Origin of the sequence: Microbacterium sp. NPDC019599, assembly GCF_040632175.1 — a bacterium.
Taxonomy (GTDB): domain Bacteria; phylum Actinomycetota; class Actinomycetes; order Actinomycetales; family Microbacteriaceae; genus Microbacterium.
In genome coordinates, this window is the sequence record NZ_JBEYBL010000002.1 from 184906 (window position 1) to 200486 (window position 15581).

The window sequence follows — 15581 nt, forward strand, 5'->3', positions numbered from 1 at the left end:
CTCAGACGATCGACTCGCCGCGCACGCGCTTGGAGATCGCGTTGACGGTCAGCAGCAGGGCGACCGAGATGAGGCTCTTCAGCATCCCGATCGCGGTGGCCATCGACAGGCTGTTGCCGGTCATGCCGATGTTGTAGACGTACAGGTCGAGGACCTGGATGTACTGCTTGTTGAACGCGTTCTGGAACACGTAGTACTGCTCCATCCCGTTGTTCAGGATGTTCGCGATCGACAGCAGCAGCAGCACGAGGTAGGTCGGCATCAGCTGCGGCAGCGTGATGTGCCGCATCAGCTGGAACCGGTTCGCACCGTCGATCCGCGCCGACTCGTACAGCGACTGGTCGATCCCGGCGATCGCGGCGAGGTAGATGATCGCGCCCCAGCCCAGGCCCTTCCAGATCGACCAGAGCGTCATCGTGATCCACACGTTCTCGTCGGTGTCCAGGAACTTCACCGGCGCGGTGATCAGGCCCGCGTCCATCAGCACGTCGTTCACGAGCCCGGACGAGGAGAACAGGCTGAACGCGATCACGTAGACCAGCACCCAGGAGATGAAGTTCGGCAGCGCCGTGAGGGTCTGCACCGAGGAGCGGAACCACTTCGAGCGCACCTCGTTGAGGAAGATCGCGAAGAACAGCGGCAGCACCGACGTCGCGATCCCGAGGAAGCTGATCGCGAGGGTGTTCAGCAGCACCTGCCCGATCTGCGCCATCTGCGTCGGCGAGTTCACCAGCATCGCGAACCACTGCAGCCCGACGAACTCACTGCCCTCGAGCCCCAGCGCGGGCTTGTAGTCGTACAGCGAGTAGATCCACCCGTACAGCGGCAGGTACGAGAACACGAACGCCAGCAGCAGCAGCGGCACGATGCACAGGAACAACCGGAACGACGTCCGCGAACCCGCCGGCTTGAGCCGCGACCGGCGGCCGCGCCGCTTCTGCGAGTTCTTCTCCAGGTTGCGCATCGCCGCTTCCTGATTGACCAGCTGATACTGGGCCTGCGTCGTCATCGCGACACCCCTCTGTCCGTTACGCGATCCTGCTCCTGCGGGCGCGGAGCCTGCCGGAGGAGCGCTGCCCCGTGCGCGGGAAGCGCGAGGGTGATCGCGTCGCTCCCCGGCACGACGCCGCGCGCGGCATCCGACTGCACCGACACCGCCGTCGACGAGACCGTCTCGCCCGTCCACAGCTCCCGGATCTCGAGTGCGCTGTCGACCGCCAGATCGAGGTTCTGAACGTCGAGCACGAGGTCGGCCGCGGCATCCCGCAGATTGAAGATCGCCGCGTACCGCACGCCGTCCGTCCCTCGTGCAGCCCAGATCACGACGCCGTTCTCGCGGAACAGCTCGCGATTGCCCGTGGATCCCTTGAGGACCTCGAGCACCTCGGCGTTCATGAACAGCGCCACGGTCGCCGGGTCGGACGAGGGAAGATCGCCGCCGATCATGAGTGGCGAGCGGGCGATGACCCAGAGCGTCATGAGGCTCACCCGCTCGGCCGGCGTCAGCAGGTCGTCACGCGCTTCGCCGCGCTCGGCGCGGAGCCCGATTCGGCCGAGCGGAAGCATGTCGCCGTCCGGCCAGCCCGCGGGCCCCGCGAAGGGCGCCCAGCGGGCGAAGCGTGCGAAGTTCGCCTCGACGTCTTCCCACCGGTCCCAGAGGTCGTCGCAGATGCGCCACATCGTGGCGTGCGCGCGCAGGTCGTCGACGCGTGCCAGCGACAGATCGCGACCGGGCGAGAGCGACAGCTGGATGCCGCGGCCCACGCCGTCGATCGCCCGGGAGTAGGCGGCGATGTCGGCCACCTGATAGGGCCACAGCATGTCGTCAGACTTGAGGAAGTCGACGCCCCACTCGGCGTACAACTCGAGCGTCGAGTCGTAGTAGGCCTGCGCGCCGGGGTGGTCGTGGCGCAGGCCGAGCATGTCGGGGTTCCACTCGCACACGTTGGCGGGGTCGGCGACGTCCGCGGCCCGCCAGCGGGTTCCGCGGATGGGTGCGTCGAGTTCGAGGGCGCGGCGCGGAATGCCGCGCATCGTGTGGATGCCGAACCGCAGCCCGAGTCCGTGCACGGCGTCGGCGAGCGGTCGGAAGCCCGCGCCGTTCACGGCGCTGGGGAATCGTCCGGGGTCGGGGATGAGCCTGCCCCACTCGTCGATGAGGAGGAGAGCGTCGCTGTTGTAGCCGTGCGAGCGGGCCGCGGGATCCGACCAGTCGATGTCGACGACCACGGTGTTCCACCCGTGGGGCAGCAGGTGCTCTGCCATGAACTCGGCGTTGGCGAGCACCTCGGCCTCGGTCACGGTCGTGCCGTAGCAGTCCCAGCTGTTCCATCCCATGGGCGGAGTGTGTGCGGCAGCGAGCGTCATGCCCGGACCGCCCCGGTGCGAGTGCGGCTCGCGCGGTGTGCGCGGCTGGCGGCGTGGGTCACAGGGTCTCCTCGACGGTGAGCGACGGGGTGGATCGGGCGTTGACTCATCATGATGGAAACGTTGCCATTTGGTCAAGCACGAATCCGCGGACGGTTCCAGATCGGGTTCCGACTATGCGGACGTGACGCGCGGGGGGCCAGAGCTCGCCCGGGCGATGAGCGTGGGAGCGATGTAGCGATGCTCGGCCGATGCACCCCCGAGCATGCCGAGGAGCATCTCGACCGAGGTGCGTCCGAGGGCGACGAAATCCTGTCGGATCGTCGTCAGCGACGGCACGAGGTACTCCGATCCCGCGATGTCGTCGAAGCCCACGACCGACATCTCGCCTGGCACGGCGACGCCCCGCTGGGCGAGGGCGGAGAGCACGCCCATCGCCATCTGGTCGTTGCCGGTGAAGATCGCGGTGGGGCGCTGATCGGCATCCAGGATCTCTTGCGCGAGGCGGAAGCCGCTCGCCGCGAGGAAGTCTCCCTCTGCGTGCCGGGCGTCCTCGATGCCTGCCGCGCGCATCGTCTTCTGCCAGCCCGCGAGACGAGCCCGTGCGTCGTATGCGCTCAGGCGACCGGTGAAGTGCACGATGCGCCGGTGCCCGAGTTCGAGCAGATGCTCCGTCGCGAGTCGTGCCCCGAGCTCCTGATCCAGCTCGACCGACCCGATCGAGGGGTTGCCCAGCTCACCCGACATCACGACCGTGATCGGGATGCGGGACACCATCTGCTCGAGCGCGGCGGCGGCCACAGGGCGGTCGGCGATGATCGCGACGCCCTCGACGGCCTGATTCGCGAGCCGCTCGACCGCGTTGACAAGCTGCTCGCTCGAACCCTCCTGCCAGCTGGCCATGTTGACCCAATAGCCCGCCTCCTGCGCCGCGCTCTCGACACCGCGGAGGATCCGCGGCAGCTCGAACAGCTCCGACCCCGCAATGACCACCCCGATTGTCGTCGAACGCCCGCTCTTGAGCGCCCGCGCGACGTCATTACGCCGGTATCCGAGCCGCGCGATCGCGTCGTTGACGCGCTGCTGCGTCTCGGGCCGGACGACCCCGGGCTCGTTGAGCACACGACTCACCGTGACGAGCCCGACGCCGGCTTCGCGCGCGACATCCACCATGCTCGGCGCCTTGGGCTTGTTCACGTTGGCCACACGCTCCATCCTCTCCCGGTTGCGATCTCCGACCACCATCGCACGCGCCGGCGCATCCGCCTGCTACGCCCCCGTGTCCTCCTGCCGGAGACCCAGCGCGACAAGCATCCCGAGGTCCGGTTCCCGGATGCCGCTGACCCGCGTCGTCACCGCGAAATCACCGCCATAGTCCCAGACCGTCCAGCCGATGCCTTGCGCTTCCATGGCCGCGACGGCGTCGCGGGTCCACCGCAGTCGCGTGCCACGCGGCGCGCCGCGGTAGACCCCGAACTCGTTGCACGTGAGCGGCCTCGCGCCGGCGAATACCCGTGCGGCGGCGAAGACCGCATCGAAGCTCCCGCGGCTCCACCCGGCCCGAACAAACTCCTTGACCCGCGCACGGGCTTCGGGAGCGAGCGTGCCGGCGAGTAGCTCGCGCACGTTCGCTCCCTCGACCGGATACTCGAGACCCTTGATGTCCCGGGTGTCGGGAGGCGTGAAGTACGCGCTCTGATGCGAGATCGCCACCGGCTCGTAGTGGTGCAGATTGAGGACGACGTTCTCCCGCAGCACCGACGGGTCCAGGTGCAGCAGCTCGGCGACATCGGAGTAGCCGTCCCCCGAGACCACGACGGAATGCTGCGGTGCGGCCGATGTCAGCGCCTCGAGCGCCCGCTCCACGATCTCCTCCCACACGCGCGCATCACCGAGCGAAGGCTCGTTGAGGATCTCGAACGCCGTCGTCTCAGTCGGGAGATCAGCGAGCGCACCAGCCACGCGCCGCCAATCGGCGACGAAGGCCGTCCGAGCCGCGGCATCCTTCGCGAGCGCGTCCCTCAGCGCGAGCTCGGGATGCGCATCGACGACGACCGCGAGACCCAGCGCGTGGAGGCGCTCGACCTCACGACGGAGTCGCGCGATGAACTCCGCAGCGTCGCCGGCCGTCGACGTGACCTGCTCGAACGCGAACGGGAATCGGACGTGGTCGAACCCCATCGAGACGATCAGCTCGAGATCGCTCCGGGTCATCGCGGTGTCGAAGTGCTCGGCGACGTACCCGGGTCCGGTGTAGACCTGCGCGTACCAGTGGCTCAGGTTGACGCCGCGGCGGAGGCCCCGCACCGCGACCGACTCCCACGGATCGATGTCGGGCAACTCGTCGTCGGACGGACTCATGAGGATCTCCTTCGATCAGAAAGCCAGCGGACAGCCGCTCTTACCCATATACTCTGGAAACGTTGCCATGCGGTCAAGCACGGCCGCATCTGGAAGGAGTGGCCGATGTCGGCACCGCAGCCCGTGCTCTCCGGCTGGCACCCGGACCCTTCGGTGTGCCGCGTCGGAGACGAGTACTACCTCGTGACGTCGTCGTTCGCGTTCTACCCCGGCCTGCCGATCCACCGCAGCCGCGACCTGCACGAATGGGAGCTCGTCGGGCACGCGCTCGTCGACGAGTCGTGGCTGCCGCTCGGCCCGGTCGATGTCTCGGACGGCATCTGGGCAGCGACCATCCGGTACGCCGACGGCGTCTTCTACCTCGTCTTCACCGTCGCCCGCGGGCGCACGGGGTCGGGCCTCTACGTCGTCACGGCGACGGATCCCGCGGGCCCGTGGTCGCCGCCGCGCGAACTCGAAGGCGAAGGGATCGACCCCTCGCTGTTCTTCGATGACGACGGCCGCGCGTACCTCACCGCGGCCCGCGACTCCACGGTCGCCGACGCCCCCGGGCCGGGCGAGATCTGGCTCCGCGAGTTCGACATGAATCGTCTCGAACTCATCGGCCCGACCCACAATCTCTGGTATGGCGCCCTCGCCCGCACGTGGGTCGAAGCCCCACACATCTACAAGAAGAACGGCACGTACCACCTCATCTGCGCTGAGGGCGGGACAGAGCGCAACCACGCCGTCACCGCCGCACGCGCGACGAGCGTCACGGGACCGTACACGACCGATCCCCGCAGCCCGCTCTTGAGCCACCGCCACCTCGGTGATACCGCGACCGTCCAGAATGTCGGCCACGCCGACATCGTCGAGACGCCCGACGGGCAGTCGTGGGCCGTCCTCCTGGGCGTGCGCCCCATCGACGGGCACCACACCCTCGGACGCGAGACCTTCCTCGTCCCCGTCGAGTGGGAGGCGGCGGGCCCCGTCTTCGCGCCTCGCGAAGGCCGGCTCACGGCCGTCGCGGGCGCCACCCGACCCGCCCAGCCGCCGCGAGACTGGATCAGCCTCCGCGGCCCGGCACCCGCGACCGTCGCGGGCTCCACTGTGACGCTCGCTCCGCGCCCCACTCCCCTCGACTCGCTCGAGACCCCGCCCTTCCTCGGCGTGCGTCAGCACGACCATTCCGTCGCGTTCGAGGCGAGCCTCGACATCCGTCCTATCGGGGATCAGGATGCCGGGCTCGTCGCCCTGCAGGGCGGCAACGTGCATCTCACCGTCCATGTCGCGGACGGCGAGCACGGCAAGGTGGTGAAGGCGCAGCACCGCGAGGGCGCCCTCACGACGACCCTCGGCGAGGTGCCGGCCTCGGAGCGCGTGCGGCTCGGCATCCACACGAGTCCCCACGAGTACAGGCTCGTCGCGACCGTCGACAGGGTCGATCACGTGCTCGCCCGCGTGCCCCACGACGCACTCAGCACCGAGACGGCGGGCGGCTTCGTCGGTGTCACGCTCGGACTGTTCAACATCGGCGCCACCGACGCCGCCGAAATCGCCTTCTACGACACCGAATACCGGTTCGCGCGTGAGGGAAGAGTGATGGACGACCTTCCGGGAACGGACCTTCGGCGTTCACCACGCTGAGCCAGGTGGGATGCGTTCAATGGGCCGCGAACCACTCGGCCGTCAGCTGGTCGGCAGCACGCCCCGCGGCACCATTGAGCCCCATGAGGTGCCCGGTCCACGGAATCGGCACAGTCTTCACCTCGACGCCAAGCTGCCTGGATCGCAAGGCGTACGCGATGGGTCCCTGCGCCGGCACCAGCCAGTCGTTGGGCCCGTAGATGAGTAGTGCGGGCGGGGAAGCGTCGCTGAGGTGACCAGTGGCATCGATGGCCGCATAGCGCTCCGGAAACTCCTCCATCGCACCACCCACGAGACCGCGCACGAGCCGTCGCCCGGTCGCTCCGGCCGGGACGTAGCGGTTGCCCTCCGCCATCGCGGGATCGACGGCGGGGATCAGAAGCGACATTGCCGCCACCGAAGGCAGCGCCTCTGCATCCTGTCCGAGCGTGTCGCCCGCGGCGAGGCGATTCGCGACCAGTGGCGCGAGATGACCGCCTGCAGAGCTGCCCATGAGATAGACGCGATCAGCCGAGCCACCGTACTGCGGTGCAAGAGCTTTCACTTCGGCGAGCGCACGCGCGATCTGACGCGGCGCGAGATCCCATGTCGGGGAGTCCTCCGTCGCATACGTGTAGCTCGGCGTGAAGACGAGGTATCCGCGCTCGGTCAGTTGGCGCAGCATCCGCGAGTCGCTCGACTCGTCTCCCGCAGCCCATCCCCCGCCGTGGATGTGCACCACGACATGTGCCGGGTTGTCGGACGGGGTCGGCTTGTAAATGCCCATGCGTGGAGAGTGGCCGTCGACGGGGCCGTAGGTCACCACTTCATCGGGTCCGGCCTTGGCCCTGCCATAGGGGCCGAAGAAATCGACCGCGCGGACCTTCACACCCAACGACCCAAGGGCTCCGCTCTGATCGACGATCACCTTGATGCCGACAGGAATTGTCAGAAGGCACAGCACGACGGCCACCAGGGCGCCCGCTGACGGATCGATCATCCAGGCCGCGGTTCCGGCGATGCCGCCCGCTGCTGCGAATCCGAGCAGCCACCCGGGGAGATATCCACCCAACGAGCCGATCAGGCCGATCCACGGCGTCTGCCATGCGATCGTGCCGACAGCCAACAGCAGGGCGAGCGCCGTGAAGACGTATGCGACCCAGATCACGCAGCACATCCTTTCGCATCGCCGCGCGTCCTCGCGGCGATGATCCATAAAAACACACACTTGGGCGCTTTTCATGTATGGTGGCCCAGTCACCGACGACCGAGACATGGAGAATCAATGACGATCGCGGCAGTAACCGCCCTCGAGGCGCAGGATAGGGCGTTGGACCACGAGACCGTCGAGGCGGATCCTGTCGACTTCTATGGCTTCCGCGATCTGCTGACCCCCGACGAGCAAGCACGCCTCGCTGAACTCCGCAGCTTCCTCGAGACCGAAGTCGCCCCGATCGCCGACGACTACTGGGAGCGGGCAGAATGCCCCCGGCACCTCTTCCGTCCGCTCGCGGATCTCGGCATGTATGGCGCGGGATTTCCTGACGTCGCGGAGTTCGAGAACTCGGCGCAGTTCCGCGGATGGGTGAGCTACGAGCTTGCGCGCGTCGACTCGTCGGTAGCGACCATGGCCGGCGTCCACAGCGGTCTCGCAATGAACTCTGTCGCGATCGGCGGGTCCGACGAACAGCGCGCAGAGCTGCTGCCGCGAATGGCCCGCGGTGAGATCGTGGGAGCTTTCGGGCTCACCGAGCCGTTCTCCGGTTCCGACACCGCGCGTGGCATTCGCACGACCGCGCGCCGAGAGGGCGATGACTGGGTGCTCAACGGCGCGAAGCGGTGGATCGGCAACGCGACGTGGGCCGACATCGTGATCATCTGGGCGCGAGACGTGGCAGACGGCAACGTCAAGGGGTTCCTCGTGCCGGGCGGAACGCCCGGGTTCGCCGCGACGAAGATCGAGCGCAAGCAGTCATTGCGCGCGGTCGAGAACGCCGACATCACACTCACCGACGTCCGCGTTCCCGAGGCGTCACGCCTGGCCCGCGTGCGTTCGTTCCGCGACGTGGCGCTTGTCCTGCGCCAGACACGGTGCGATGTCGCTTGGCAGGCGCTCGGCAACGGGGTCGGCGCGTACGAAGCCGCGGTGGCCTACGCGCGCACTCGCGAGCAGTTCGGCAAACCCATCGGGGCAAACCAGCTCGTGCAGAGCAAGCTCGTCACCTGCCTCACCGAGATCACCGCATCCATCGCACTGTGCACCCGGACGGCCCAGCTGCAGGACGCGGGCACTCTCACCGACCAGCAGTCCGCGATGGCGAAGGCGACGGTGAGCGAACGGATGCGTCGCGTGGTGTCGCTGTGCCGCGAGATCCTCGGCGGCAACGGCATCCAGCTCGACTACGGCGTCGCGCGCCACTTCGCCGACGCCGAGGCCATCTACACGTACGAGGGGACCTTCGACATGAACAACCTCATCGTCGGCCGCGAGATCACCGGCATCCCCGCCTTCGTCTGACCCGACCCGCACACCGAAAGCCTCGACACCCATGAGAACCGCCATCGTCACCGGCGCCGCTCGCGGCATCGGCGCCGCCACAGCCCAGCGCCTCGCCGCCGACGGACACGCCGTCGCTGTGATCGACCTGGACGAGGCGGCCGCCTCAGCCAGCGCCGACACGATCATCGCCTCCGGCGGTCGCGCGATCGCGATCGCGGCCGATGTCGCCGATTCCACCTCGGTGCAGGGCGCTGTCGACCGCGTCACCGCCGAGCTCGGAGCTCCCGGAATCCTCGTCAACAACGCGGGTGTCCTCCGCGACAATCTGCTCTTCAAGATGAGCGAGTCCGATTGGGACACCGTGATGAACGTGCACCTGCGGGGCGCCTTCCTCATGACGAAGGCGGTGCAGTCGCACATGGTGGATGCCTCGTGGGGTCGCATCGTCAACCTCTCGAGCACCTCGGCCCTGGGCAACCGCGGCCAGGCGAACTACTCCGCGGCCAAGGCCGGCATCCAGGGCTTCACCAAGACCCTCGCGATCGAGCTCGGCCGCTACGGCATCACAGCCAATGCGATCGCACCCGGATTCATCCAGACCGACATGACCCGCGCCACGGCGGATCGCCTGGGCGTGAGCTTCGAGCAACTCGTCGAGGCTCAGGTGTCGCAGATCCCGGTCGCGCGTTCCGGTGTGCCCGACGACATCGCGGCGGCCGTGTCGTTCTTCTGCCGTGAGGACGCCGGATTCGTCTCCGGCCAGGTGCTCTACGTCGCCGGCGGGCCGAAGTCATGATCCGCGCCGAGCGGCCGGAAGAGCTCTCGAGGCTCATCGGCACGACCGCGGTCGGCGAATGGCTCGAGGTGTCGCAGGACCGGATCGACGCCTTCGCCGACGTCACCGAGGATCACCAATGGATCCATGTGGACGCGGAGCGAGCAGCGGACGGTCCGTTCGGCACCACGGTCGCGCATGGTCTGCTGACGCTGTCGCTCGTGCCCCGACTCATTCAGGGTCTTATCGACGTGCAGAACGTTGCTGCGGTCGTGAACTACGGCGTCGACGGCGTTCGGTTCCTTTCCCCCGTGCCGAGCGCCTCTCATATGCGAGCGTCCACCGAACTGATCGAAGCGGTCGAGACCGACCGCGGCGTCCGCGCGCGCCTCAAGGTCACCGTTGAACTGGACGGCAGCGACCGTCCCGCACTCGTCGCCGAGACCATCCATCTCTTCGTTCCCGCTCCGTAGTCCCATACGCCGATCCGCTTTCAACGTCGAAAGGAAACATCATGACCGCACTCAACGACCGTGCCATCCAGGGCGACGGATTCGCGACGCTCAACGTCGCAACGATCCTCGCCGAGAGCGCCGCCCGCTCCCCTGAGGCGCCCGCCGTGCATTTCGCCGGCCACACCATCTCCTACGCCGCGCTGTGGAACCAGACGCGCGCGTACGCCGGGGCCTTGCAGGCCCGCGGAATCGGAAAGGGTTCGCGCGTCGCCCTCATGGCGCCCAACGTGCCGGATTTCATGCGCGTCTACTATGGCGCGCTCGCACTCGGCGCCATCGTCGTGCCGGTGCACCCGCTCTTCAAGAAGAACGAGATCGCGTTCGTGCTCGGTGACGCCCAGGCTGACCTTTTCGTCGCCGCAGCGCCTTTCCTTGCGGAGGCGCTTCCTGCCGCCGCGACCGCTCAGGTGCCGACGCTATCGGTGCTCGTTCCCGACGAGATGGTTGCGGGGACTGGCGTGCCACGTCTGGAAGAGGAAGCCGCCGCGGCAACGCCGATCACGGGTATCGATCAGACGAACCCTCTGGATGCTGCCACCATCCTCTATACGAGCGGCACCACCGGCACGCCCAAGGGTGCCGTCAGTTCGCACTTCTCCATCGTCGAACAGGTGCACACCTCGCTCATCGACTCCCTCGACATGCGTCGCGACGACGTGATCTTCGGTGGACTCCCCCTCTTTCACACCTTCGGCCAGACGGCCGTCATGAACACCGCCTTCCGCCGCGGCGCGTCGATCGCACTCATGCCCAGGTTCGACGCAGACGCGGCTCTCCAGCTCGTCGTCGACCGGGGCGTGACGATCTTCGCCGCCGTCCCGACGATGTTCGTCGACTTGCTGCAGGCCGGCGCGCGGTCCGACCTCCAGCCGCGTTTCCGCTATGCCGTCTCGGGCGGAGCCGCACTGCCGCGTGTGATCCTCGATAAGTTCGCGGCGCGCTTCGGCGCACAGGTGCACGAAGGGTATGGGCTCACCGAAACAACACCGATCGTGTCGTTCAACGTCGTCGGCGAAGACATCCGCCCCGGCACGGCCGGCACGCCGCTGTGGGGCGTCGACGTCGCGATCGCCAAGGCCGATATCGACGATCGCATCGAACTCACGACCGATCCCGAGGAGATCGGCGAGATCGTCGTGCGCGGTCACAATGTGTTCAAGGGATACATCGGGCGCGAGGAGGCCACCGATGCCGCCGTCGTCGACGGCTGGTTCCGCACCGGCGATCTCGGGACCATGGTCGACCGCGTAATTACGATCGTCGACCGCAAGAAGGACCTCATCGTTCGAAACGGCTACAACGTCTATCCCACCGAGGTGGAGCAGACCATCGCCACCCACCCGCAGCTTGTCTCGGTATCGGTGTTCGGCGTCCCCGACGACCGTCGCGGCGAGGAGGTCCACGCTGCTGTCGTCGTCAAGCCCGGCGAAGAGGTCTCGGGCGAGGAGATCGTCGCGTTCGCACGCGAGCGCCTGGCTGAGTACAAGTACCCCCGCGTCGTACACGTCCTCGACGAACTGCCCCTGGGCGCGAGCGGCAAGGTGCTGCGCCGAGCCCTCGTCGAGCGCTTCGCCGTCGACATCGAGGCCCCTGTCGCAGGCTGACCCGTACCGGTGCGGGGGTCGGACGCTCGATCCCCGCACCACGTCTCAAGGAGCACCACCATGGCGCAGTTCGACCGTCTCGACCGTCTGATCACCAACTTGATCGCACGCGGCGAGCTACGCGATGCGCAGTACGCTATCGGGCTCGACGGCGCGAGTGTCGCCACAAAGGCGTTCGGCGGCGCCGACCTCTCCAGCCGGTTCTGCATCTTCTCCTCGACGAAGCCGATCTTCGCCTCACTGCTCTGGCGGCTGATCGACCAGGGGCGCATCAGCCTCGACACCCGCATCGTCGAGGTCTGGCCCGAGTTCGGACACCACGGCAAAGACTCGATCACCCTCGAGCACCTGCTGCTGCACACGGCCGGCATCCCGAGTCCCATGATCACCCCCGAGGCCGTCGGCAGCCGGGAGGCCCGGGTCCGCGAGATCGAGCAGTGGCCTCTCGAGCTCGAGCCGGGGACCGCGTACACCTACCACCCCTTCTCTGCCGGCTGGGTGCTCGCCGAAGTAGTCACACGCATCACCGGGATGCCGCACGGCGAAGCTCTCCGCAGCGAGATCCTGGAGCCCCTCGACATCGACAGGCTCGAGCTGGGCGTCAGGCCCGAGCGCCTCGGCGACGTTAGACGCATCGACTACATCCGCGAGGCGCCGTTCGATGTCTTCGAGGCGGTCACCGGCCAACCGTCGCCGCCCGCCGACCCCGATGCCGAGGAGCCCTTCGATATCCGCGGCTTCGCCAACGACCCGGTCGTGATCGGCGCAGGCGCACCGGGTGGCGGCGCGATCTCGAACGCGGCATCGGTCGCCACGTTCTATCAGGCACTGCTCCACAATCCCGCGCACCTGTGGAGCGACGAGATCCTCGCCGACGCAACGACAAACATCCGCAACACGTTCCCCGACGGGCTCGCACTCGGCGCCCCCGCCAACCGCACCATCGGCCTGATCATCGCCGGCGACGACCACCGCCGATTCTCACTCCCACAGCACGGCGTCGACCTCGTGATGCACCCGTTCGGACCTGCAGTGTCGCCGCAGACCTTCGGCCACGGCGGCGGCGGCGGCCAGATCGCCTTCGCCGACCCGACAACGGGGGTGTCGTTCTGCTTCCTGTCGAACGTCATCGACCGCGACGCCTTCGGCGCATTCCAGAACCAGCAGGACATAATCGAGGCCGCCGTCACCTCGATTATGTGAGATCCCCCGGAACCGTGACCCGCATCGACCCGAACGATGCGGGTCACACTCTTTTCTGACGCAACCCGTCGAGCAATCACGTCCTGCTCCCCGCAGGGGCACTCACACGATCTCGAACAGCCCCGCCGCGCCCTGTCCCCCGCCGATGCACATCGTCACGACGGCGAGCTTCGCTCCGCGGCGACGTCCCTCACGCAGAACGTGTCCCACCATGCGAGCACCCGACATGCCGTAGGGGTGGCCGATCGAGATCGCACCGCCGTTGACGTTGAACTTCTCAGGATCGATCCCAAGTGCGTCGCGGCAGTAGACGACCTGGGATGCGAATGCTTCGTTGAGCTCCCAGAGATCGATATCGTCGACACCAAGTCCCTCGCGACGCAGCAGCTCGGTGACGGCAGGAACCGGCCCGATGCCCATCTCGTCGGGCGCGACGCCGGCGACCGCGATGCCCCGGAAGACTCCGAGGGGCGCGAGTCCGCGACGGGATGCCTCGTCTTCGGCCATCACGACGGCCGCAGCGGCACCATCCGAGAGCTGGCTGGCATTGCCCGCGGTCACCGACGACACCGCCGCGGCGACTCCGTCCGCGAGCACGGGCCGCAGCGCCGCAAGGTCGTCGATCGTGGTCGACGGACGATTGCCCTCGTCGCGGTTCAGCAGCGTGTCGCGGAACGAGATCTCGCCGCTCTCGCGGTCGAGGATGCCCTGCACGGTAGCCAGAGGCACGATCTCGTCATCGAAGCGACCCGCCTCCTGCGCGGCGGCCGTGCGCTGCTGCGACGTCAGGGCGTAGGCATCCTGAGCATCGCGGGAGATCCCGTACCGCTCGGCGACGATCTCGGCGGTGTTCAGCATCGGGAGGTAGATGCCCGGAACGGTCTCCTTCAGCCAGGGGTCCGCGGCGCGGTGGGTGTTCATGTGCTCGTTCTGCACGAGCGATACCGATTCGACGCCTCCGGCGACGGCGATGCGCAGATCTCCGTTCACGATCTGCGCCGAGGCGAGAGCGATCGACATGAGGCCCGACGCGCACTGACGATCCACCGACATCCCGGCCACCGACACCGGCAAGCCCGCGCGCAGTGCCGCCTGGCGAGCGATGTTGCCCCCCGTCGCACCCTGCTGCAGTGCCGCCCCGAAGATCACGTCGTCGACCTCCGCCGGGTCGATTCCGGCGCGCTCGACGACCGAGGCGATGACGTGACCGGCGAGCGCCTGCGGCTGCGTGTTGTTGAACGCCCCCCGGTACGCCTTCGCGATCGGCGTACGCGCGGTACTGACGATGACGGCTCTCGACATGGCACTCCCTCGTGCTGACGGGTGGTCAGCGGACGGACTTGATCGGCCAGATCGCGAAGGCGCCGAGCAGCGAGAGCACGATGGCGACGGGGAAGAGCCCGACGTAGCCGAACATCGCGATGACGATGCCGGATGCGACCGGGCCGATGGTCGCCGGAAGCGATGCGGCGATGTTGATGACGCCCAGGTCCTTGCCGAACGACTTCGCCGAGGGCAGCACCTGACTCATGAGTGCCGTGTCGACGGCGACGTACATGCCGAACCCGAGAGCGAGGATCGCGAACATCACACCCCATCCCACGATGGTCGGCCAGAACCAGGGCACGAACAGGGCGAGAGCCATGGCGACGGAGGCGCCGAAGACGAACGGCTTGCGCCGCCCGAAGCGGTCAGAGAGAGGACCCGAGACGACCGTACCGAGGATGATCCCCACAAGGCCGATGAAGCCGAACAGAGGAATGAAATCCTGCGGCCGCTCGATGCCGATGTAGTCCGAGAGGACATAGAACTGGTACCCGATCACCATGTTGTAGCCAGTGAAGAGCACGAGCCGCGCCGTGAATGCCCAGAAGAAGTCGGGGTGCTTGATCGGGTTAACCCAGAACGTGCGGACGAAGTCCATCCATCCGAGCTTGTCGATGTGGATCTCGCGACTGGAGTGGTCGGGGTTGAAAGCCACGAACAGCAGCAGCACACCGACGGCGAGCGCCGCGAAGACCATGTACCCGACTCGGTAACTGTCGGTGAGAGCAGCTGCGACGATCGAGCCGACGACAGCTCCGGTCATGAGCGCGATGCCGGATACCGCGGCGAAGGTGCCGCGACGGTGAGCGGCACGCGGTCGGGAAGAATCGCCGAGAACGGACCCTGCACGAATGCCATGGCGACCTGTACGAAGAACCAGGCGATCGTGATGCCCCAGACGCTGCCTGCGAAAGCCATGCCGACGAGCGCGAGCGCCACGACGAGCGAGCCGATGACGATCCACGGCGTGCGGCGCCCAAAGCGGCTGCGGGTGCGGTCGGAGATCTGACCCGCGATCGGGCCTGCGATAAGCGAGCCTGCGCCGCTGACCGACAGGACGAGCGCGAGATTTAACTCCTTGTTGGCCGGATCTATCAACTCGATCTGGAACGGCACGAGCACGCCGGGGATCGCGCTGATCATCGCGATCACGAGGCCGGCTGGGAACACCCAGCGGATGAGTCGATTGATCGACCCGCGGACCAGGGGCGGCGGATCCTCGTTTCCGTCGGCGGCGTCGATGAAGGCCGCTTCGAGGTCGGCAGCGGCAGATTCGGGGAGAGGGGTGGTCATTTCACGTCCTAGTGAATGCGGGTTGGTGG

The 15581-nt window shown here is 67.5% G+C and carries 14 protein-coding genes; 6 read left to right on the top strand and 8 right to left on the bottom strand.

Annotated features, from left to right (window positions below; translation table 11 throughout):
* Nucleotide 1 precedes the first annotated feature (1 nt).
* The 4 genes from ABZ477_RS04275 to ABZ477_RS04290 form a co-directional block, all read right to left on the bottom strand.
* Nucleotides 2–1009, bottom strand: coding sequence for an ABC transporter permease subunit (locus tag ABZ477_RS04275; protein WP_360128386.1), 1008 nt, complete (start codon nucleotides 1007–1009; stop codon nucleotides 2–4).
* Nucleotides 1006–2337: an alpha-galactosidase gene (locus ABZ477_RS04280; RefSeq protein WP_360128389.1), complete on the bottom strand. Its 1332-nt coding sequence runs from the start codon at nucleotides 2335–2337 to the stop codon at nucleotides 1006–1008. The genes ABZ477_RS04275 and ABZ477_RS04280 overlap by 4 nt, the downstream gene beginning before the upstream one ends.
* Nucleotides 2338–2541: 204 nt before the next feature.
* Nucleotides 2542–3573, bottom strand: a complete 1032-nt coding sequence (locus ABZ477_RS04285; RefSeq protein ID WP_360128392.1) for a LacI family DNA-binding transcriptional regulator — start codon at nucleotides 3571–3573, stop codon at nucleotides 2542–2544.
* A gap of 63 nt (nucleotides 3574–3636) precedes the next feature.
* Nucleotides 3637–4728: a cellulase family glycosylhydrolase gene (locus ABZ477_RS04290; protein ID WP_360128394.1), complete on the bottom strand. Its 1092-nt coding sequence runs from the start codon at nucleotides 4726–4728 to the stop codon at nucleotides 3637–3639.
* A gap of 105 nt (nucleotides 4729–4833) precedes the next feature.
* Between ABZ477_RS04290 and ABZ477_RS04295 the strand changes: the two genes are divergently transcribed.
* Complete coding sequence (locus ABZ477_RS04295) at nucleotides 4834–6357, top strand: family 43 glycosylhydrolase (RefSeq protein WP_360128397.1); 1524 nt, start codon at nucleotides 4834–4836, stop codon at nucleotides 6355–6357.
* Between the two features lie 16 nt (nucleotides 6358–6373).
* On the opposite strand, the gene ABZ477_RS04300 is transcribed toward ABZ477_RS04295, so the two are convergent.
* The gene (locus ABZ477_RS04300) at nucleotides 6374–7504 is read right to left on the bottom strand and encodes an alpha/beta hydrolase (RefSeq protein WP_360128400.1); all 1131 of its coding nucleotides are present in this window, start codon (nucleotides 7502–7504) and stop codon (nucleotides 6374–6376) included.
* Nucleotides 7505–7666: 162 nt separating this feature from the next.
* On the opposite strand from ABZ477_RS04300, the gene ABZ477_RS04305 reads away from it, so the two are divergent.
* The 5 genes from ABZ477_RS04305 to ABZ477_RS04325 are packed head-to-tail and all read left to right on the top strand — an operon-like array spanning nucleotide 7667 to nucleotide 12933.
* Complete coding sequence (locus ABZ477_RS04305) at nucleotides 7667–8854, top strand: acyl-CoA dehydrogenase family protein (RefSeq protein WP_360128403.1); 1188 nt, start codon at nucleotides 7667–7669, stop codon at nucleotides 8852–8854.
* Between the two features lie 31 nt (nucleotides 8855–8885).
* Entirely contained in the window at nucleotides 8886–9632 is a 747-nt protein-coding gene (gene fabG / locus ABZ477_RS04310) for a 3-oxoacyl-ACP reductase FabG (RefSeq protein ID WP_360128406.1), read from the top strand.
* Nucleotides 9629–10084: a MaoC family dehydratase gene (locus tag ABZ477_RS04315; RefSeq protein WP_360128409.1), complete on the top strand. Its 456-nt coding sequence runs from the start codon at nucleotides 9629–9631 to the stop codon at nucleotides 10082–10084. Before fabG ends, ABZ477_RS04315 begins: the two co-directional genes overlap by 4 nt.
* Nucleotides 10085–10125: 41 nt before the next feature.
* The gene (locus ABZ477_RS04320; protein WP_360128411.1) at nucleotides 10126–11730 is read left to right on the top strand and encodes an AMP-binding protein; all 1605 of its coding nucleotides are present in this window, start codon (nucleotides 10126–10128) and stop codon (nucleotides 11728–11730) included.
* Between the two features lie 60 nt (nucleotides 11731–11790).
* Nucleotides 11791–12933, top strand: a complete 1143-nt coding sequence (locus ABZ477_RS04325) for a serine hydrolase domain-containing protein (protein ID WP_360128414.1) — start codon at nucleotides 11791–11793, stop codon at nucleotides 12931–12933.
* A gap of 102 nt (nucleotides 12934–13035) precedes the next feature.
* On the opposite strand, the gene ABZ477_RS04330 is transcribed toward ABZ477_RS04325, so the two are convergent.
* From ABZ477_RS04330 to ABZ477_RS04340, 3 genes are read right to left on the bottom strand one after another with little or no spacing between them, the layout of a single operon-like run.
* Nucleotides 13036–14235: an acetyl-CoA C-acyltransferase gene (locus ABZ477_RS04330; protein WP_360128417.1), complete on the bottom strand. Its 1200-nt coding sequence runs from the start codon at nucleotides 14233–14235 to the stop codon at nucleotides 13036–13038.
* Between the two features lie 25 nt (nucleotides 14236–14260).
* Nucleotides 14261–15022: an MFS transporter gene (locus ABZ477_RS04335; RefSeq protein ID WP_360128420.1), complete on the bottom strand. Its 762-nt coding sequence runs from the start codon at nucleotides 15020–15022 to the stop codon at nucleotides 14261–14263.
* Complete coding sequence (locus ABZ477_RS04340) at nucleotides 15019–15552, bottom strand: MFS transporter (RefSeq protein ID WP_360128423.1); 534 nt, start codon at nucleotides 15550–15552, stop codon at nucleotides 15019–15021. The genes ABZ477_RS04335 and ABZ477_RS04340 overlap by 4 nt, the downstream gene beginning before the upstream one ends.
* Between the last annotated feature and the right edge of the window lie 29 nt (nucleotides 15553–15581).

What these genes read in the sequence shown, in the direction of transcription:
- ABZ477_RS04340 (WP_360128423.1), bottom strand. Translation starts at nt 15,552, where the DNA reads ATGACCACCCCTCTCCCCGAATCTGCCGCTGCCGACCTCGAAGCGGCC.
- ABZ477_RS04325 (WP_360128414.1), top strand. Translation starts at nt 11,791, where the DNA reads ATGGCGCAGTTCGACCGTCTCGACCGTCTGATCACCAACTTGATCGCA.
- fabG (WP_360128406.1), top strand. Translation starts at nt 8,886, where the DNA reads ATGAGAACCGCCATCGTCACCGGCGCCGCTCGCGGCATCGGCGCCGCC.
- ABZ477_RS04290 (WP_360128394.1), bottom strand. Translation starts at nt 4,728, where the DNA reads ATGAGTCCGTCCGACGACGAGTTGCCCGACATCGATCCGTGGGAGTCG.
- ABZ477_RS04315 (WP_360128409.1), top strand. Translation starts at nt 9,629, where the DNA reads ATGATCCGCGCCGAGCGGCCGGAAGAGCTCTCGAGGCTCATCGGCACG.
- ABZ477_RS04320 (WP_360128411.1), top strand. Translation starts at nt 10,126, where the DNA reads ATGACCGCACTCAACGACCGTGCCATCCAGGGCGACGGATTCGCGACG.
- ABZ477_RS04295 (WP_360128397.1), top strand. Translation starts at nt 4,834, where the DNA reads ATGTCGGCACCGCAGCCCGTGCTCTCCGGCTGGCACCCGGACCCTTCG.
- ABZ477_RS04280 (WP_360128389.1), bottom strand. Translation starts at nt 2,337, where the DNA reads ATGGGATGGAACAGCTGGGACTGCTACGGCACGACCGTGACCGAGGCC.
- ABZ477_RS04330 (WP_360128417.1), bottom strand. Translation starts at nt 14,235, where the DNA reads ATGTCGAGAGCCGTCATCGTCAGTACCGCGCGTACGCCGATCGCGAAG.
- ABZ477_RS04275 (WP_360128386.1), bottom strand. Translation starts at nt 1,009, where the DNA reads ATGACGACGCAGGCCCAGTATCAGCTGGTCAATCAGGAAGCGGCGATG.
- ABZ477_RS04335 (WP_360128420.1), bottom strand. Translation starts at nt 15,022, where the DNA reads ATGACCGGAGCTGTCGTCGGCTCGATCGTCGCAGCTGCTCTCACCGAC.